This is a genomic window from Antarctobacter heliothermus (assembly GCF_900188425.1).
Taxonomy (GTDB): domain Bacteria; phylum Pseudomonadota; class Alphaproteobacteria; order Rhodobacterales; family Rhodobacteraceae; genus Antarctobacter; species Antarctobacter heliothermus.
Genome location: NZ_FZON01000002.1, coordinates 156,030 through 175,136, shown reverse-complemented (window position 1 = coordinate 175,136; position 19,107 = coordinate 156,030). Strand labels below are relative to the sequence as shown.

The 19,107-nt window shown below is 64.4% G+C and carries 17 protein-coding genes; 12 read left to right on the top strand and 5 right to left on the bottom strand.

The features are described 5' to 3' along the window. Nucleotides 1–12: 12 nt before the first annotated feature. Together CHB90_RS26915 and CHB90_RS01970 are read left to right on the top strand one after the other, a co-directional pair. Nucleotides 13–477: a GspE/PulE/PilB domain-containing protein gene (locus CHB90_RS26915; RefSeq protein WP_245823120.1), complete on the top strand. Its 465-nt coding sequence runs from the start codon at nt 13–15 to the stop codon at nt 475–477. Beyond that, nucleotides 366–1,910, top strand: coding sequence for a glycosyltransferase (locus tag CHB90_RS01970; RefSeq protein ID WP_245823119.1), 1,545 nt, complete (start codon nt 366–368; stop codon nt 1,908–1,910). The genes CHB90_RS26915 and CHB90_RS01970 overlap by 112 nt, the downstream gene beginning before the upstream one ends. A gap of 94 nt (nt 1,911–2,004) precedes the next feature. Here the strand turns inward: CHB90_RS01970 and CHB90_RS01965 are convergent, their stop codons facing one another. Beyond that, complete coding sequence (locus CHB90_RS01965) at nt 2,005–2,655, bottom strand: GntR family transcriptional regulator (RefSeq protein WP_089276162.1); 651 nt, start codon at nt 2,653–2,655, stop codon at nt 2,005–2,007. Nucleotides 2,656–2,757: 102 nt separating this feature from the next. Here CHB90_RS01965 and CHB90_RS01960 point away from each other — a divergent pair, with 102 nt between their 5' ends. From CHB90_RS01960 to CHB90_RS01950, 3 genes are all read left to right on the top strand, one after another. Beyond that, nucleotides 2,758–3,402 carry a pyrimidine 5'-nucleotidase gene (locus tag CHB90_RS01960; RefSeq protein WP_089276161.1) on the top strand — a complete coding sequence of 215 codons (645 nt, stop codon included), beginning with the start codon at nt 2,758–2,760 and terminating at the stop codon, nt 3,400–3,402. Between the two features lie 108 nt (nt 3,403–3,510). After that, nucleotides 3,511–3,723 (top strand): hypothetical protein, encoded by a 213-nt coding sequence (locus CHB90_RS01955; RefSeq protein ID WP_089276160.1) that lies wholly within the window; start codon nt 3,511–3,513, stop codon nt 3,721–3,723. Between the two features lie 56 nt (nt 3,724–3,779). Continuing rightward, the gene (locus tag CHB90_RS01950) at nt 3,780–4,973 is read left to right on the top strand and encodes a UbiH/UbiF family hydroxylase (RefSeq protein ID WP_089276159.1); all 1,194 of its coding nucleotides are present in this window, start codon (nt 3,780–3,782) and stop codon (nt 4,971–4,973) included. Nucleotides 4,974–5,157: 184 nt separating this feature from the next. On the opposite strand, the gene CHB90_RS01945 is transcribed toward CHB90_RS01950, so the two are convergent. The 3 genes from CHB90_RS01945 to CHB90_RS01935 all read right to left on the bottom strand — a co-directional run bounded on the left by CHB90_RS01945 (nt 5,158) and on the right by CHB90_RS01935 (nt 7,275). Then, the gene (locus tag CHB90_RS01945; protein WP_089276158.1) at nt 5,158–6,282 is read right to left on the bottom strand and encodes an aminotransferase class V-fold PLP-dependent enzyme; all 1,125 of its coding nucleotides are present in this window, start codon (nt 6,280–6,282) and stop codon (nt 5,158–5,160) included. An 85-nt stretch (nt 6,283–6,367) separates the two neighbouring features. Next, nucleotides 6,368–6,823 carry an Lrp/AsnC family transcriptional regulator gene (locus CHB90_RS01940; protein ID WP_089276157.1) on the bottom strand — a complete coding sequence of 152 codons (456 nt, stop codon included), beginning with the start codon at nt 6,821–6,823 and terminating at the stop codon, nt 6,368–6,370. Then, entirely contained in the window at nt 6,820–7,275 is a 456-nt protein-coding gene (locus CHB90_RS01935; RefSeq protein WP_089276192.1) for an Lrp/AsnC family transcriptional regulator, read from the bottom strand. Before CHB90_RS01935 ends, CHB90_RS01940 begins: the two co-directional genes overlap by 4 nt. A gap of 150 nt (nt 7,276–7,425) precedes the next feature. Here CHB90_RS01935 and ilvC point away from each other — a divergent pair, with 150 nt between their 5' ends. Beyond that, nucleotides 7,426–8,448: a ketol-acid reductoisomerase gene (gene ilvC / locus CHB90_RS01930; RefSeq protein WP_089276156.1), complete on the top strand. Its 1,023-nt coding sequence runs from the start codon at nt 7,426–7,428 to the stop codon at nt 8,446–8,448. 185 nt (nt 8,449–8,633) lie between these two features. Beyond that, a complete protein-coding gene (locus tag CHB90_RS01925) occupies nt 8,634–9,197 on the top strand; it encodes a hemerythrin domain-containing protein (RefSeq protein WP_089276155.1) in 564 nt (187 codons plus the stop codon). A 293-nt stretch (nt 9,198–9,490) separates the two neighbouring features. On the opposite strand, the gene CHB90_RS01920 is transcribed toward CHB90_RS01925, so the two are convergent. Beyond that, nucleotides 9,491–11,329: a serine protease gene (locus tag CHB90_RS01920; protein WP_089276154.1), complete on the bottom strand. Its 1,839-nt coding sequence runs from the start codon at nt 11,327–11,329 to the stop codon at nt 9,491–9,493. A gap of 172 nt (nt 11,330–11,501) precedes the next feature. On the opposite strand from CHB90_RS01920, the gene CHB90_RS01915 reads away from it, so the two are divergent. From CHB90_RS01915 to CHB90_RS01895, 5 genes are all read left to right on the top strand, one after another. After that, nucleotides 11,502–12,428 (top strand): glycine--tRNA ligase subunit alpha, encoded by a 927-nt coding sequence (locus CHB90_RS01915; RefSeq protein ID WP_089276153.1) that lies wholly within the window; start codon nt 11,502–11,504, stop codon nt 12,426–12,428. Beyond that, nucleotides 12,425–12,961 carry a DUF6446 family protein gene (locus CHB90_RS01910; protein ID WP_342744937.1) on the top strand — a complete coding sequence of 179 codons (537 nt, stop codon included), beginning with the start codon at nt 12,425–12,427 and terminating at the stop codon, nt 12,959–12,961. The genes CHB90_RS01915 and CHB90_RS01910 overlap by 4 nt, the downstream gene beginning before the upstream one ends. Further along, entirely contained in the window at nt 12,962–15,187 is a 2,226-nt protein-coding gene (glyS, locus tag CHB90_RS01905; RefSeq protein ID WP_089276152.1) for a glycine--tRNA ligase subunit beta, read from the top strand. 466 nt (nt 15,188–15,653) lie between these two features. Then, nucleotides 15,654–18,164, top strand: a complete 2,511-nt coding sequence (locus tag CHB90_RS01900) for a putative PEP-binding protein (RefSeq protein ID WP_089276190.1) — start codon at nt 15,654–15,656, stop codon at nt 18,162–18,164. Between the two features lie 172 nt (nt 18,165–18,336). Further along, entirely contained in the window at nt 18,337–19,026 is a 690-nt protein-coding gene (locus CHB90_RS01895; RefSeq protein WP_170940963.1) for a cell wall hydrolase, read from the top strand. The last annotated feature ends 81 nt before the right edge of the window (nt 19,027–19,107 follow it).

Here is a 19,107-nt window from a genome sequence, read left to right as displayed (position 1 = left end):
TCGGACAGAGGTATGACGGAGCCACGCCTCCATCTCGCCGCGGCCAAACTGGCGCAGGCAAAGGCCCGTCGCGGCCAACCCATCAGCCATATCCTGATGGAGGACGGGCATGTTGCCCCCTCCGACATGCTGGGCGCGATGGCGCAGGCCACGCGCATCGGCCAGCCGGTGCCGCAGGTGGTGGTGGCGGATTTCATCGCCTCCCGAGAGGACGTGCTGGACGCGCAGGCGCAGCATTTTGGCGCCATGGTGCTGAAACGGGACGATACGCCCCCCGACCCTGCTGTCATGGATCTGCTGCCGCCGGAATTTTGTCTGCAACACGGGGTGTTGCCGTGGATGCGGGTGGGGTGGGGGACACGTTGTTGCTGGCCACCGCGCGCCCGGATGACTTTCCGGCGCTGCTGCATCTCCTGCCGCCCGACACTGGCCCGGTGGTCATGGCGCTGGCGCTGGAGGCGGACATTCACCACCTGATTTCCGCCCGCGCCGGGACGCGGCTGGCACAGGCGGCGGAAACATGGGTGCCGGCGCAGGACAGTTGCCGCGACCTGAACCGGACAACGCCGCGCGGGCGGCTCTTTGCCTTTGCCGCCGCCGCGATCTGTCTCTTGCTGCTGCTGCTTGCGCCACAACTGCTGTTCGCCGCCGCCTTGGCGCTGGCGCTTGGCTCCCTTGTCATGTCACAACTGATGAAACTGGTCGCGCTGGCCGCCCTGCCCCGGCAAACCGCCGCTACCGCCGCCATTTTGCCGCCCAATCCGCCGCTGGTGTCGATCCTCGTGCCGCTGTTTCATGAGCAGGACATCGCCCGGACGCTGGTCGCGCGGCTGTCACGGTTGACCTACCCCAAGGCGCTGCTGGACGTGGTGCTGGTGCTGGTGCTGGAGGCCGAGGACAGGCTGACCCGCGAAACCCTGGCCCGGACCGAACTGCCGCCCTGGATGCGGACCATTACCGTGCCGCCGGGCCGTGTCACGACCAAGCCGCGCGCGCTCAACTACGCCTACCGGTTCACCCGCGGTGAGATAATCGGCATCTACGACGCCGAGGACGCGCCTGCCCCGGACCAGATTGACCGCGTGGTGGCGCAATTCCACGAGTCGCCCGCTGATGTCGGCTGTTTGCAGGGCATCCTTGACTACTACAATCCGCGCGCCAACTGGCTGTCGCGCTGTTTTACCATCGAATACGCCAGCTGGTTCCGCATCCTGCTGCCCGGCCTGTCGCGGCTGGGTCTGGTGGTGCCGCTGGGCGGGACCACGGTGTTTTTCCGCCGCGCGGTGCTGGAAAAGGTTTGCGGCTGGGACGCGCATAACGTGACAGAGGACGCGGATCTGGGCGTGCGTCTGGCCCGCCACGGTTTTCGCACCGACCTGATGCCCTCGGTGACCCGCGAAGAGGCGAACAACCGCTTTTGGCCGTGGATCAAACAGCGCTCGCGCTGGCTCAAGGGGTACGGGATCACATGGTGGGTCCACACCCGGCAGCCTCGCCGGTTATGGCGCGATCTTGGGCCGAAACGCTTTGCCGGGTTGCAGATCCTTTTCCTGACCACGCTGGTCCAGTTTGCCCTTGCGCCGGTGCTGTGGTCCTTCTGGCTGATCCTGATGGGCCTGCCGCATCCACTGGACGCTTTTCTGACCCGGCCGGTGATCCTTGGCCTCACGGCAATCTTCCTCAGCGCCGAGGCGGTGTCGATCCTGATTGGCCTCGCCGCGCTGGCGCGCAGCCCGCATCGCTTTCTGATGCCTTGGGTGCCGACGCTGTTTGCCTATTTTCCGCTGGGCACGGTGGCGATCTACAAGGCCCTGTGGGAGACACTCAGGAACCCGTTCTACTGGGACAAGACCCAGCATGGCCGCTCTGCCCCCGACACCCCCGGCGAGGATCATCCCCCCGGCGGCTGACAGGCGCAAAGGTTAAGACCGCGTAAAAACGTCTCTGTAACCCATTGTTTTATATATGGCCGCGACGTGCCCACGCGTGGACACGCCGTTTCGATCAGATCGACATATGCTCCGCATTGTCCTGCTTCAGCCGGGTGATGAAGGCGACAGAGATATGATCCCGCAGCGCCTGATACGCGGCATCCTCATCGCGAGTCGAGATCGCATCGACAATCGCACCATGCTCTCCCAACGCGATTTCTCCACGCCCCTCCGCCGCCAATGAGGTCGTCGCCATCAAGGCCATCGACCGATAGACAAGGTCCAGTTGCTGCACCAGATAGCGATTGTGCGAGGCAAGGTGGATCATCCGATGAAACCGCCGGTTGGCCCGCGCCATGGCCGCCGGATCGGACAGCAGCGCGCGATCCTCCTCGATCATGTCCCGCAGCACCATGACCTCTTCCTCGGTCGCGTGCCGCGCCGCCAGCCGCGCCGCCAACCCCTCCAGCTCAGAGCGCACCGCGTACAGCTCGGCCATCTGGTTGTGATCCAACGAGGCCACGATCAACGACCGCCCGTCTCGCGCCAGCAACGACTGCGTCTCCAGCCGCTGCAAGGCCTCGCGGATCGGCGTGCGTGACACCCCGAACCGTTCCGCCAGTTCGCTTTCCACAAGACGGTCGCCGGGCCGGTAAATGCCTGAGTCGATCGCCTCGAGGATCATGGTGTAGGCATCTTTTTGTGCCGGTTTGACCTCGTGCATCGCTACCCTCCCTGCGTCCACCGCGACACGATAGCGCCACCAGCACCGCCGGTTCAAGCTGGGCGGATTGCCGCGCGCCCTCAAACACCCTACCTAGACCCCATGACCAAGGACAGATTTGCCCATGTACGGGCCTGGGTCTTTGACCTGGACAACACGCTTTATTCCCCGGCCGTCCGGCTCTTCGATCAGATCGAGGCCCGGATGAATGCCTATGTCGGTCGCGTGACCGGCCTGGCACGGGAAGAGGCCGCCCACCTGCGCCGCGACTACTGGGCGCGCTACGGCACCACGTTGGCCGGGCTGATGACCCATCACGACGTCGATCCGGAGGACTATCTGATCGACGTGCACGACGTCACGTTTGACGCGCTCACCCCGGACCCGCACCTGGCAGAGCTGATCGCCGCCCTGCCCGGCCGCCGCATCGTCTACACCAACGGCAGCGCGCCCTACGCGGCGCAAGTGCTGAAGGCGCGCGGTCTGGACGCCGCCTTTGACGCCATTTACGGCGTCGAACACGCCCAATACGCGCCAAAACCCCGCGCCGAAGCCTTTGACCGGATTTTTGCCCTTGATGGGCTGAACCCGGCAGAGGCCGCCATGTTCGAGGACGACCCGCGCAACCTGGCCGCCCCCCACGCGCTGGGGATGCGCACCGTCCACGTCGCCCCCGAAGCAACCCCCGCCCCCCATATCCAGCACCACACTGACGACCTGGTCGACTTCCTGCGCAACTTGCGCTGATCCGCTGCACATGACCGATCAAAGCACCATCTGAGATGCGGCATTTCGCACCTGTGCTCCAAGTGGCAAAGTGCTATGTCGGGCCTCAATCAAATCAGGAGTTTGAATATGTCGCCTGCCGAGTCTCCCGCCTCTCCCGCCGCCGAAATGGCAAACACACAGATGTCCGGCGAAAAGGTGTTTTACCTGGTTGCGCTGGTCCTTGTCGTGATCGGAGCCGCCATGACGCTGCTTTTTGGCCTGCCCGGACTTGCCATGACAGCGCTGGCGCTGGTCCCGGTGGTCTACGCCCTGCTGATCCTGCTCAGCGTCGGCAAGTAAGCCGCATGGCCTCCGCGTCCTTCGCGCCCTAGATAACGGGAAACGGAGGCAGCGACATGGACTACGACATTGTCATCTCAGGTGGCGGCATCGCGGGATTGACCGCAGCCGCCGGATTTGCATCCGCCGGCTTTCACACGCTTTGCGTGGACCCGACGCCGCCGGTGACGATGCGCGACGGCGAGGGTGCCGACCTGCGCACCACGGCGTTCCTGCAACCGGCACAGGGCTTTCTGGACGAGATCGGCCTCTGGCCTCGGCTGGCCGAACACGCCACGCCTTTGCAGGTGATGCGGATTGTCGATGCGGGCGGCCCCGTGGCCGAACCGCGCGTGACCAAGGACTTTGAATCCAACGACATCTCCGGCAAACCCTTTGGCTGGAACCTGCCCAACTGGCTGCTGCGGCGTGAAATGGCCACACGCCTGGGGGAACTGGCCAACGTGGATTTCCGGCCCGGCACTGCAACAACCGCCCTGTTCACTCGCGAAGGCGAGGCCCGCGTGACCCTGTCCGATGGCAGCAAAGTCCGCACGCGCCTGGTTGTGGCGGCAGACGGTCGCGGCTCGCCGATGCGACAGACAGCGGGCATCGGCGTCAAGACCACGCGCTTTGGCCAAAAGGCGCTGGCCTTCGCCGTCACCCACCCGATCCCGCACTGCAACGTTTCGACAGAGATCCACCGCACCGGCGGGCCCTTTACTCTGGTCCCGCTGCCCGATCTTGACGGCCAGCCCTGCTCGGCCGTGGTCTGGATGGAGGACGGCCCCCGTGCCGAACGGCTGTACACACTCGATCAATCCGCCTTTGAAGAAGAAATGACCTCCAGGTCATGTGGCCTTTTCGGCCCTTTGAAACTGGCCTCGCGCCGCACCATCTGGCCGATCATCGCACAAGAGGCCGACCGGCTCACGTCTCAACGCCTTGCGCTGATTGCCGAGGCCGCCCATGTGGTCCCGCCCATCGGCGCACAGGGCCTGAACATGAGCCTCAAGGATCTCGCCGCGCTGCGCGATTTGGCAGTGGCACGCCCAGAAGGGCTCGGCGACCGCCAGATGCTGGACACCTACCACCGCACCCGCGTCGCCGACATTCGGGCCCGCGTGGCCGGAATTACTGCGCTCAACCGCATCTCGCAACTGTCAAAGGAACCGCTGCGCGACATCCGTGCCAGGGGTCTTGATGCCCTCTACGGCTTCAAGCCGGTGCGCACCTCGCTCATGCGCCTTGGCCTGGGCGCGCGCGGATAGCAAAAAGGGGGCGCTGCCCCCTCTGCGCCTTTGGCGCATTCACCCCCGGAGTATTTGGACCGAGAAGAAGCGCACATCCGCTCAGTTTCTTCTGTCCCGAAATATCCCGGGGGAGTCGACCGTAGGGAGACGGGGGTCATGCTGCAAGCATGCCTCCGGCATGACGCCCCTATCGCCGTTGACGTCACAGAACCTCGTCGACAACCTTGCGCAACCGCGCCACCGTGCCATCGACATCATAGAGTTTGTCCAGACCGAACAAACCGATGCGGAAGGTCGAGAATTCCGCTGGCTCATCGCATTGCAGCGGCACTCCGGCTGCGATTTGCATGCCTTTCGCGGCAAAGGCCTTGCCGGACTTGATCTCGGGTTCAGCGGTATAGCTGACCACCACACCTGGTGCGCCAAACCCTTCGGCGGCGACGGACGTCACGCACTTTTCAGCAAACATCGCTCGCACGGCGTTGCCCAGTGCCCATTGCGCCTCTTTCAGCTTGGCAAAGCCATAGTCGCGGGTCTCAATCATCGTGTCGCGGAAGGCGCGCAAACTGTCTGTCGGCATGGTTGCGTGATAGGCATGGCCGCCGTCTTCATAGGCCTTCATGATCTGGCGCCATTTCTTGAGGTCCACGGCGAAACTGTCCGAGGTGGTGTCCTCCATCCGCGCCAAGGCGCGTTCGGACATCATCACAAGGCCCGCGCAGGGCGTGGCGGACCAGCCCTTTTGCGGGGCCGAGATCAGCACATCGACGCCGGTGGCCTTCATGTCGACCCAGACGCAGCCCGAGGCGATGCAATCCAGCACCATCAGCGCGCCCACGTCGTGCGCGGCCTTGGCCATCCGGGTCACATAGTCGTCGGGCAGGATCACACCGGCAGAGGTTTCCACATGCGGGGCAAACACCACATCCGGTTTGATCTCGGCTATCTTGGCCTCGACCTCTTCGATCGGGGCCGGGGCAAAGGGCGCATCCACCGCGTTTCCAGTGCGCCGCGCTTTCATCACTGTGGTCTCATCGCCAAATCCACCGGCGTCAAAGATCTGCGACCAGCGGAACGAGAACCAGCCATTGCGCACCACCAGCACATTGGCCCCTTGGCCAAACTGGCGCGCGACCGCCTCCATCCCGTAGGTGCCGCCGCCAGGAACGACCGCCACGGCGTCCGCGTTGTAGACCTCTTTCAACATGCCAGAGATGTCACGCATCACCTGTTGAAAGGCAGCAGACATGTGGTTGAGCGAGCGGTCGGTGAAGACGACCGAGAATTCTTCCATCCCCGTGGGGTCGATATCGTCGCGCAAGGCCATGACGGTTCCTCCTGATTTCACATCCCGTGTTATCGCGCCCACACTCGCGTGCAAGCCACATGAGTGTGTCAGGCCGCCGCAGTCCTCATAACGGACCGGGCCGCCGTTCCTCGCTCAGCAGCACATTGGCGTCGATGTTTCCGACACCGGGCAGCGTCATGACACGCCGCCGCAGCACCCGCTCGAAATCTGCGATGTCGCGGGCCACAACGCGCAGGCGGTAGTCGAACAGGCCCAGCACCTGCTCGACGATCTGCACCTCCGGGATGGCGGTGGCGGCGCGTTCGAAATCCTCCAGGCTGACCCGCCCCTTGGTGGCCAGCTTGACCCCCAGAAAGACCGTCACGCCAAACCCCAGCGCAGGGGCGTCCAGATCCAGCCGCGCGCCGCGAAACACCCCGGCCTCGCGCAGACGTTTGATCCGTCGCCAGCAGGCCGGTTGTGACAGGCCCAGGTCGCGCCCCAAGGCTCCGGCAGAGGCAGCCGCGTCCTGCGCCAGGGCGCGCACCAGGGCGCCGTCGATCTCATCAAGGGCAATCACAGCGGCAGCGCCTCTTGTTCCTTGACCCGCGCCACATGCATCAGCGCCTCGATGTCGGCGATATGCGGCAGGGTCAGCAGACGCTCCCGGTAGAGTTGCTGGTAGTGTCCCATGTCGCGGGCGATCACCGCAAGGCGCACGTCCACCTGCCCGAGAAAGGTCTGGATCTCCAACACCTCCGGCACCTCGCGCGCAGCGGCGATGAATTCGTCAAACGCCCGGCTCTGCGTCTTGTCCAAGGTCACGCGCAAGGACACCTCGACCTCATAGCCCAGCGCGCGCCAGTCGATTACCCCGCGCACGCCCTTGAGGATGCCGGCGCTCCTCAGCCGCTCCAGCCGCCGCGCCAGTGTCGAGGCCGTCACCCCGGCCCGGTCCGCAAGCGCGCCACCGGCCATGTCGGGTTCTGCCATCATGTGGCGCAGAATGCGTCGGTCCGTGTCATCCAGCATGAATTTCCCACCTTTGGCCATTATGGGGAATGATTTTACCCATACTTGGGGAAATAGTTCAAAAAACGCAACCACTCTCACCGTGCGGGCGGTAGGGTGCCCGCCACAACAACACGACGACATAAAAACAAGATACGGAAGGAATGCCCAATGCGCGTTTACTATGACCGCGACTGCGATGTGAACCTGATCAAGGACAAGAAAGTTGCCATTCTTGGCTACGGGTCGCAGGGCCACGCCCATGCGCTGAACCTGCGCGACAGCGGTGCCAAAAACGTCGTCGTCGCCCTGCGCGAGGGATCTGGCTCCATCCCCAAGGCAGAGGGCGAAGGCCTGAAAACCATGGGCATCTCCGAGGCCGCAGCATGGTGTGACGTGTTGATGTTCACCATGCCCGATGAGCTTCAGGCCGACACCTGGAACCGCTACGTCAAGGATCACATCCGCGAAGGTGCTGCGATTGCCTTTGCCCACGGTCTGAACATCCACTTTGGCCTGATCGAGGCGCCCAAGGGTGTCGACGTGATCATGATGGCCCCCAAGGGCCCTGGTCACACCGTGCGCGGCGAATACACCAAAGGCGGCGGCGTGCCCTGCCTTGTGGCGGTTCACAACGACGCATCGGGCAAGGCGCTGGAAATCGGCCTGTCCTATTGCTCGGCCATCGGTGGCGGCCGGTCCGGCATCATCGAGACCAACTTCCGCGAGGAATGCGAAACCGACCTGTTCGGTGAGCAGGCGGTTCTGTGTGGCGGCCTGATCGAGCTGATCCGCATGGGGTTCGAGACACTGGTCGAGGCCGGATATGAGCCGGAGATGGCCTATTTCGAGTGTCTGCATGAGGTCAAACTGATCGTTGACCTGATCTATGAAGGCGGCATCGCCAATATGAACTACTCGATCTCGAACACGGCTGAGTATGGCGAGTATGTCAGCGGCCCGCGCATCCTGCCCTATGACGAGACCAAGGCGAGGATGAAAGCGGTTCTGACCGACATCCAGACCGGCAAGTTCGTGCGTGATTTCATGCTGGAAAACGCCGTTGGCCAGCCGTCGTTCAAAGCGACGCGCAAGATCAACGACGAACACATGATCGAAGCGACCGGCGAAAAGCTGCGCGCCATGATGCCGTGGATTTCCGCGGGCAAGATGGTCGACAAGTCGAAGAACTGAGCCTTTTCCGCTCTATCGCAATCACTGGAAAGCGCCCCCTTGCGGGGCGTTTTTCTTTTGCCGCAAGACTCTCTGATCGGTGCCAACCATTTGATCGGCGCGGGCAACGGCGGCGGTGCGCCGCCGCGCCTTTGCTGTGCGCCCAGAGACCTGTTATACAATAACAGATCCCCCATTTCCTTGGCATGACTTACGACATCGAAACCCGCAGCGGTCTGCCAGACGCCATGCAGACCCTGCTGCGGACCTTGCCACGCGATGGCTGGCACAGGCATCCGCACCTCGCCGACAGCACCCGCAACTGGATGCGCGCCCATCAGGGCTTTCGCCAGTTGGGTCAGATCGTGTTGGACGATACAGAGCGCTTTCTGGACAATTCGACCGACGCACAGGTCTATGCCGGACGGTTGGCGTATTTTGGCAACCTGCTGGTGCGCAACCTGCATGGGCATCACACATGGGAGGACCGCAAGTTTTTTCCCGAGTTGGAAGGTGCCGACGCCCGCTTTGCCGATGGCTTGCAGATGCTGGAAAGCGATCATGTGGCGCTGGACAGCCTGCTGGATCGGTTCACCCGTGCCGCAAACCGGACCGTGCAACTGGCCACACTGGACCCGCGCCAGATGGCCGAAGAGGCGCGCCCCGTGCGCGATATGGCCGAAACGCTAGGCGGGTTTCTGAACCGGCACCTGACCGACGAAGAGGATCTGGTGGTGCCGATCCTGCTGCACCACCGCCTGCGCGATTAGGGGCACCGCACGCTGCCGCAGCACGTTGTTAACCACGCTGCGGCAAAACCACCGGCGGTCGACCATGAAAACAGGATCAGCGCCCCACCCTCTCGGGGTCCGTTCGATCTGCGCAGGATGGGGCATCACACGCCCCCCAGGGCCGGGATTGGCACCCCGGCGCGGATGATCCGTTTTCGGCGGCCGCCGTCCTTTCATAGCCCACCAGGGGCAAGACACAAAAAAACCGCCCCGGTCAGGTTGACCGGGGCGGCGTTCGGGCTGCGATCCGCCCATGTCGTGTATGCCGTGGCTTACCAGCAGCTGACCAGCACGGTCATCTCTGCCGCCATGGCGGTCAGATCCTCGGGGGCCAGCGGGGTCAACCCGCCGCGCGCCACCGGCTGGATGCCGTTGTTGCGCAGGAAATCAAGGATACGCTCACCCTTGGTGGCAAAACTGACCTGCTCGGGCAGCACGCGGCCCCCCGGCTGATCCTTGGGCAACAGCATCCCTAGCACGGTGCCGCCGGAGTCAAAGACCGGACCGCCTGCGTCACCGGGCAGCGCCGACAGCGCCAACCGCTTGATCCCGTCCTCACCGTTCAGGCCGCGCAGATCCTCCAGCGTGCCAAAGGTCAGCGTCGGCGCGGTCAGCACGCCGCCAAAGGAAAAGCCCGCCACCGCCACTTCGGATTGCAGCCGCAATTCACCGGACCGGAACTGTGCCACCCGGCGCGGCGCCAGCCGTTCCACCGGGCTGAGCACCGCGATGCCCAGCGCCTCATCGGTCGCCAGAACCCTCGCATCATGCACGCCGTTCAGGGTGACACGCTCACAGCCCGCCACCAGCGACGCCGAGGTCAGGACCGTGCCGCGCGCCTCGATGAAAAAGCCCGTTGCGCTTGCCTTGGCCGTGCGCACCTTGAGGCCCGACACAAGGTCGATCGCCTGCCCGTCATCGCTGACCAAGGCCGGGTCCAGCACGCCGTCGATCCGGCGATAGCTGTCCTGCATGATCTTGAGCACGCGGCTGCGCCGTTCCTCATCCCCTGCGGGCCAGATCAGGCCAAAGCCCTTGATCTCACCGTTTTGCAGGCCGACCTCGAAATGCGCGACGATGCGGTCATTCTCACCGATGATGTTGAACCCGCGACGATCGCGTGTGCGCTCTCCCTCGACCGGGATGATCTCCAGCGTCTGCATGATCTCGTACAAACCGGCAAGGCTGCTTTCATCGCCCGGCTGGCTGACAAGGATCACGCGCGCACCGATGTCCGTCTTGGGTTTGTAGATCGCAAAGGGCGACTCGTAGCGGTCCAGTTCGACCGCGCCCAGCGGCAGTTGCATGGCAATGCCGACGCGCGCGTCCTCGACCATTTGCAGGTCCATACCCTCAAGCACGGCGTTGTATTGGCGTTGCAGTTCCGCCCGTTGCCGGGTGCTCAACACGCCGGTCGGGTCGAAATTGTTCGCCTCTTGCCAGCGCGACATCGAGGCGCGGGTGCCCGGCCCAAAGGCACCGTCGATGCCCCCGTTGTAGAAACCGGCCCATTGCAATGCGATCTGCAATGCGTCGCGTTCATCCCGCGTCAGCTGTGCCTCAGAGCGCCGCGCCTCTTGCAGCGTTTCTTCCGGCAGGGGTTGCGATTCCGGGGCAACGACCGGGGCCGGATCGGGTGTGGACACCGGGGCCGTCACAACCGCCTCTGGCACCTCTGGCGCAGGGGTCGGATCCTGCGGCACAGGGTCTTGTGGAACGGGGTCTTGCGGAACGGGCACAACCGGCGCGCCGTCATTGCGCGCGCCCACCGGCCAGAACTGCTGGCCATAGGCCTCTCGCGCCTCGATGTAGCTGTCGACCGGGATGCGCCGCGCCTGCAACAGCTCGGACAATTTGCCCTGCGCCTGCGGCCGCGTGTAAGGGCCAAGCGCCACACCGTACCAGCCGCCGCCCAGCGAAAAGCCGTTCACGTCGTCCAGCCGATCAGCGTACTCACGCACACTGATCTGTGCACTGGCCAGCGATGTGCGCGCCTCGACCTGGATATAGACGATGCCGTCCGCCGCCTGCGGCACCGGACCGTCCTGCGCCATAGCCCCCGACGCGGTCAGAACCAGCGCGAAGAGAACCGAAAAAAGTCTTTGTATCATGGGTGTTATGGACCCCTTGGGTTTACAATCTCAACCTTATCCACCGACCGAGTCTTATCAGAAGACCCGGCACATGCACGCAAAAAGGGCGTGAGGCGTGCCCCTCGTATCAGATTGACCCTGTCGGCGCACCGGCCTAATCAGACGCCAGCCGAAAAAAGGGAGCGCTGACATGGCCGAGAGCCTGCACAAGCCACGCAGTTTCCAGGAAATCATCCTGCGCCTTCAGACATACTGGGCGGCCAAGGGCTGTGCGATTCTGCAACCCTACGACATGGAGGTCGGCGCGGGCACCTTTCACCCGGCCACAACCCTGCGCGCGCTGGGGCCAAATCCCTGGGCTGCCGCCTATGTCCAGCCCTCGCGCCGCCCCACCGATGGCCGCTACGGCGAAAACCCCAACCGGCTGCAGCACTACTATCAGTATCAGGTGCTGATCAAACCCTCGCCGCCCGATCTGCAGGAACTCTACCTCGGGTCACTGCGCGCCATCGGCATCGACATGGCGCTGCATGACGTGCGCTTTGTCGAGGACGACTGGGAAAGCCCGACACTGGGTGCCTGGGGTCTGGGATGGGAGGTCTGGTGCGACGGTATGGAAGTGTCGCAGTTCACCTATTTCCAGCAGGTCGGCGGCCATGACTGCGCGCCGGTGTCCGGGGAGTTGACCTACGGGTTGGAACGGCTGGCGATGTATGTGCTGGGCGTCGATCACGTCATGGACATGCCGTTCAACGATCCGGACGCGCCGATCCCGCTGTCCTACGGCGATGTCTTCCGCCAGACCGAAGAGGAATATTCGCGCTGGAACTTTGACGTGGCCGACACCGAAGTGCTGCTGCGCCATTTCGAGGAGGCAGAGGCCGAATGCGCCCGCGTTCTGGACGCACCGCATCAGGACCCCAAGACCGGCAAGCGCATCATCATGGCGCATCCCGCCTATGACCAGTGCATCAAGGCCAGCCATGTGTTCAACCTGCTGGATGCGCGCGGCGTGATCTCTGTCACCGAACGGCAGGCCTATATCGGACGGGTGCGGGCGCTGGCCAAGATGTGCGCCGACGCCTTTGTGACGACCAGGGCCGGAGGTGCCGCGTGACCGCAGGCAAGCTCATGGTATTGGCCATCGTGCTCTGCGGCGTGATCGCGGGTGTGTCGATGTACTACCTTCAGGTCTATCACTTCTACAAAGAGCTGCCCGCCACCGGACCGGACGACGTGCTGGTGACAACGCTGGACGGCGACCGTACCGCCCTGCCCCACAGCGATTTTCGCGCCATCGACGCCGACAGCTCTCCGATCCGCTACCGCGCCTGTTTCACCACGGACGTGACACCGGCCCAGGCCGCCGTGACCTATGAACCCTATGAGGGCGCAGAGCCACGGGTCGCCCCCGGCTGGTTCGACTGTTTCGACGCCGAAACCATCGGCACCACCATCGCAGACGGCAAGGCGGGTGTCTTTGTCGGTCAGCGCAACATCGAATACGGAATAGACCGCGTCGTGGCGATCACCGAGGACGGGCATGGCTATGTCTGGCACGAAATCAACGACTGCGGTGACAAGGCCTATGACGGGACGCCTTTGGGCGATGACTGCCCGGACCGCGCCAGTTTCGAGAAGGATCAATAAATGCCCGATCTGCTGATCGAACTCTTCTCCGAAGAGATCCCCGCCCGGATGCAGGCCAAGGCCGCAGAAGACCTGAAAAAACTGATGGCAGACGGGCTGGTCGACGCAGGCCTGACCTATGAGGGCGCGCAGGCGTTCTCGACCCCCCGCCGTCTTGCACTGACCGTGCACGGCCTGACGGGCCAAAGCCCGACGCAGCGCGAGGAACGCCGTGGCCCCAAGGTCGGCGCACCGGACAAGGCGCTGGAGGGCTTCATGCGCGGCGCGGGTGTGACCCGCGACCAGCTAGAGGAACGCACGGAAAAAAAGGGCAGCTTTTACTACGCCACCGTCACCACATCCGGCCGCCCGGCGGCGCAGATCGTGGCGGATGTGCTGGAACAGACGGTGCGCGGTTTCCCATGGCCCAAGTCGATGCGCTGGGGCGCGGGATCCTTGCGCTGGGTGCGCCCGCTGCACCGTATCCTGTGCCTGCTGACCGATGAGGCGGGCGATCACCCGGTCGAGCTGACCATCGACGGCATCCCGGTGGGCCAGACCACCGAAGGCCACCGCTTTATGGCGGACGGCACCTTTGACGTCACCAGCTTCGAGGATTACGAAACCCGCCTGAAACGCGCCCATGTGATCCTGTCGGCGCAGGACCGCGCCGATACGATCTGGCATGATGCCACCAATATGGCGTTTGCGCAGGGGATGGAGGTGGTCGAAGACCCCGGCCTGCTGCGCGAAGTCGCCGGGCTGGTCGAATGGCCGGTGGTTCTGATGGGGGACATCGGGGCTGCCTTCCTCGAACTGCCGCCAGAGGTGCTGCAAACCTCGATGAAAGAGCATCAAAAGTTCTTTTCGGTCAGGAACCCTACGTCCGGCCGGATCGAGAAATTCATTACCGTCGCCAATATAGAGACGGCGGACAATGGCGCGACCATCCTTGCGGGCAACCAAAAGGTGCTGGCGGCGCGTCTGTCGGATGCCAAGTTCTTTTGGGAAAATGACCTGCGCGTCGCCAAGGGCGAAGGACTCGGTGCCTGGACCGAACGGCTGGGCAACGTCACCTTCCACAACAAGCTGGGCAGCCAGCGCGACCGCATCGCCCGCATCACCGGGCTGGCGCGAGAAATCGCGCCAATGGTGGGCGCGGACGCAGGTCTTGCCGCGCAGGCGGCGGATGTGGCCAAGGCCGACCTCAGCTCGGAAATGGTCTATGAGTTTCCCGAACTGCAGGGCCTGATGGGCCGCTACTATGCGCAGGCCGCAGGCCTTGACGCCTCTGTTGCTGCCGCTTGCGAAAACCACTACGCGCCGCTTGGCCCCTCGGACGATGTACCGGACGCCCCGGTGTCCGTCACCGTGGCACTGGCGGACAAGCTGGACACGCTGACCGGCTTTTGGGCCATCGATGAAAAACCCACCGGCTCCAAGGACCCTTTTGCCCTGCGCCGCGCCGCGCTGGGTGTGATCCGCCTGGTACTGGAAAACGGCCTGCGCCTGCACCTTGACCGGCTGATCGACGCGCAACTGCTGCGCCACAAGATCGTCACCAACGGCGACGACGGCGAAGTCGACCTGCGCGAGGAACTGCTGTCAGAGATCGCCCGTCACGGCGTGTTTGGCTCGGCGGTACGGGAACTGATCGAACATCTCGGCCAATCCCGCCCGGCATGGATCGACAAGGTGGTAGACCATACCCCCGACCTCAGCGATGACCTGCTGTCCTTCATCCATGACCGGCTCAAGGTCCACCTGCGCGCCGAGGGCATCCGCCACGACGTGATCGACGCCTGTCTTGCCATGGAACGCCGCGACGATCTTGCGCTGGTGGTCAAACGCGCGCAGGCCCTATCAGCCTTCCTTGACACAGAGGACGGCGGCAACCTGCTGAGCGGGTTCAAACGCGCCAACAACATCCTCACCCAGGCCGAGGACAAGGACGGCGTCGAATACAGCTTTGGCGCGGATGTGAAATTCGCCGAGGTCGATGAGGAACGCGCCCTCTTTGCGGCTTTGCAGGCAGCAGAGGCGCGGATCGCCCCGGCGATGGCGGCAGAGGATTTTGAAACCGCGATGGCGGCCATGGCCGACCTGCGCGCGCCGATCGACGCCTTCTTTGAGGCGGTGCAGGTGAATGCCGACAATCAGGTGGTGCGCCGCAACCGCCTGAACATGCTGGCCAGCATCCGCAACACCTGCCTGCAAGTCGCCGACCTGACCAGGATCGAGGGATAACCCCAGACCAGCGCCCCCCGGGCGTTGGCACCACCGGGCCAGAACACCGGGATCATCACAGGTTCCCCAGCCGACGGGCCGCGCGACCTTCAGCTTCTTCTTTGCAAAAATACCCATTTTTTCTGCCCTGGCAGGATACGCCCCCGGCAGACCCGCCGCGGCACCGTCCCACAGGCCGCGCGGCGGCGCAGGGGGGGCGGGTGGGAGCGCCGCCGCGCCCGCGCCAAAGGCGCGTGCCTGAAACGGGGCCAAAGGCGCAAGTCTGAAACGGGGCCAAAGGCGCAAGTCTGAAACCGTGCCAAAAGACCCCTCTTGTTGCAGCGCCGCACAGGCCCTGCCCCGTACCCTTTTCCCGCCTTGCCAAGTCGTCCGCAGCGCCTATGCTGCACCTCACTCCGGAGGTGCTGCAGTGCAGAAACCCGATCACCAGAACCCGAACATCACGGTCATCACCCCAGATGCGCCGATGTCCACGCCCACCCATGGCGGACGTGCGAAATGCCTTCAGCGTCTTGTGCGGCTCGACCTGCCGGTCCCGCGCACCGTGGCGCTGTCCTTCGACGCCGTCCACCGCATCGCCGCCGGTCGGTTCCCCGACATGCCGGCCCTCGTCGATGCTTTTGAAACGGGGACACTGCTGTGCGTGCGCCCCTCGTCCGAAGACCCCGACTGGGGCGGCCCCGGCGCAATCCTGAACATCGGCATGAACGACGCCCGCGCGGTCGAGCTGGCCGACCGTATCGGCCAGGAAGCCGCCGCCGGGCTCTACCTGCGGTTTGTCCAAGCCTACGCGATCCATGTCGCACGGCTGGACCCCGATCTGTTCGATGAGATCGAGGACACTGGCGCCGCCGGTCTCGCCGCCGCCTTGCGCGCCTATGAGGAAGAGGCCGAAGAGCCCTTTCCCCAGGATCCCGCCCGCCAGTTGCGCGAGGTGCTGCGCAGCATGGCCCGCGCGTGGGAGGGCACCTCGGCCCGGCTGTTGCGACAGGCCAAGGGCGCGCCGGTGGATGCCGGTCTGGGCCTCGTGGTGCAGGAAATGGCGCTGGGACTGGGGCGCGGCGAATCCGGCTCAGGCGTTCTGCAACTGGTCAATTCGGACACCGGGACGCGCCAGATCACCGGACGCTATCTCAGCCAGAGCCAGGGCCGCGAGGCGCTGCAGGGCGGCAGTGAAAGCCTGTACCTGACCCGCGACCCGCGCGGCCCCTCACTAGAGGAACTGGCACCGCAGGCGTTTGCCGCGCTCACCCGACACGCCGACCTGATGCGCCGCCATCTGCGCGCCGAAATGCAGATCGAATTTACCATTCAGAACGGGCAGTTGCATATCCTCGACGGGGTCCGGGTCAAGGCATCGTCACGCGCCGCGCTGGCCATCGCCGTGCGGCTGGCCGAAGAGGGCATCATCAGCCCGGAAGACGCAGTTCTGCGCATCGAACCCCGCGCCGTCAGTGAACTGTTGCACCGTCAGGTGGCGCCAGAAGCCATCCGTGAGGTCATCGGCCGGGGCGTCGCCGCCTCTCCCGGTGCCGCCACCGGGCGGATCGTCTTTTCCTCGTCCGAGGCACAGGCCAGTGCCGCGCGCAACGAGCCCTGCATCCTTGTGCGCCGCGAAACCTCGCCCGAGGATGTGCGCGGCATGCACGCAGCGGCAGGCGTGCTGACCGAACGCGGTGGCATGACCAGCCACGCCGCCGTCATTGGTCGGGGCCTTGGCCTGCCCTGCGTCGTCGGCGCGGCGCGGCTGAATTTCAACCTGCAACGCAAGACGCTGCAGGGCGAGGACGGGCGCACCTACCGCGAAGGGGATGTAATCACACTGGACGGGACATCGGGCCAGGTGCTGCGTGGCAGCCCCGAGATGGTCGAGGCGGCGTTGGACGAGGCGTTCAACACGCTGATGGCCTGGGCGGATGCTGCGCGCGACATCGGGGTGCGCGCCAATGCCGACACGCCCGCAGATGCCGCCACCGCGCGCAACTTTGCCGCGCAGGGGATCGGGCTGTGCCGAACCGAACACATGTTCTTTGAGGCCGACCGGATCACGCCCATGCGTGAGATGATTTTTGCCGATACGGTCGAGGATCGGCAGGCCGCGCTTGCGCTGCTGCTGCCCATGCAACGCAATGACTTTACAGAGCTTTTCCGCATCATGGAGGGGCTTCCGGTCTGCATCCGGCTGTTCGATCCGCCGCTGCACGAATTTCTGCCCACCGACCGCGCCGGCCTGCGCGACCTGGCCGAGGCGCTGAACCTGCCGGTCTCGGACGTGACCCGCCGGGTCGAGGCGATGGGTGAGTACAACCCCATGCTGGGGCTGCGCGGCGTGCGGCTGGGCATTACCGTGCCCGAGATCTACGACATGCAGGCGCGCGCCATTTTTGAGGCCACATTGGACGCCAGCCGCGAGGGCGCGCCGGTTGTGCCAGAGATCATGTTGCCGCTTGTGTCCGCCAAACGAGAGGTCGAGCTGGTCCGCACCCGGATCGAGGCGGTCGCCGCAGCGGTGCGCACCGAACGCGGACGCGATTTTACCTATCGCATGGGGGTGATGGTCGAAACCCCGCGCGCCTGCCTGCGCGCCGATGAAATTGCGCCCTATTCGCACTTTCTGTCCTTCGGCACCAACGACCTGACCCAGATGACCTATGGGCTGTCACGCGATGATGCCGGGCGGTTCATGTCGGATTATGTGCAACAAGGCGTATTCAGCGAAGACCCGTTTCATGTGCTCGATGTCGACGGCGTAGGCGAGTTGATCGCCACAGGTGTGCAACGCGGCAGGTCGACCAACCAGACTGTCACGCTGTCGATCTGCGGCGAGCACGGCGGCAACCCCGAATCGATTGCCTTTTGCCGTGCCGCTGGCATGGATTATGTCAGCTGCTCGCCGTTTCGGGTGCCGGTTGCCCGGCTTGCCGCCGCGCATCTGGCGCTGCATGACAGGGGCCTGTCCGCAGGCCGTAAACCCTAGGAAATCAAGGACGCCGCGCCGGTCTTTCGCCGGATCTGGCGGGCCGCGTGGCCTTTGGCCTGCGCCGCGACATGCCGCAATCTTTACCGGCTGATCATTTTTCTGTATGGATTTTTCCGTTGTGTGACGTGAGGCACCACGCAACGCATGTTCGATTGGGGGAATTTTCGACATGAAAGCGTTGACCACTGCCCTTCGCCGGGGCTTGATTCTTGCGGCCTTCACTCTGGCTGCCGCTCCTTTGACCACCGTGTCCGGCCCGGTTGCTGCTGATCCGGCCCGCAGCGCCCAGACGCTGATGACGCTCGAAAGCCGTGCGCTGGCGCGTGTGGGCACCAACCACCTCAAGGGGCTCGTGACGCCGGTCACGCCCATTCCCGTTGCCGCCGGCGCGGTCACGGGCAAGAGCGCCACAAAATATGACGAGGCCTGGGTCGCCCGACAGCCCAAGGCCAAGGGCGGCGCGCAATGGCGCTGTCTGGCCGAGGCGCTGTACTTCGAGGCACGCGGCGAAACTGTCGAGGGCCTGTTTGCCGTCTCCGAGGTGATCATCAACCGGGTCGCGTCCAAGCGGTTCCCGAGCTCGATCTGCGGTGTTGTCAATCAGGGCACCGGGCGCAAGTTCGCCTGCCAGTTCACCTATACCTGCGATGGCCGGCCCGAGCATATTGACGATCCGCGCTCTTGGGATCGCGTCGGCAAGGTGGCCCGCGCGGCGCTGGACGGCAAAAGCAAGGGGTTCACCAAGGGGGCCACGCACTACCATGCCACATGGGTGTCGCCCGATTGGTCGCGGAAATACACCAAGACCTACGCCCATGGCGTGCACATCTTTTACCGCCACACCTGGCGCGGCCAGTAGACGCTCGGCAATCCGTCGCCAGCGGACAAAAAAGGGGCGCGCGCGGCTGGCCGTTGTGTGCCCTTTTTCGTAGTTTGCGCC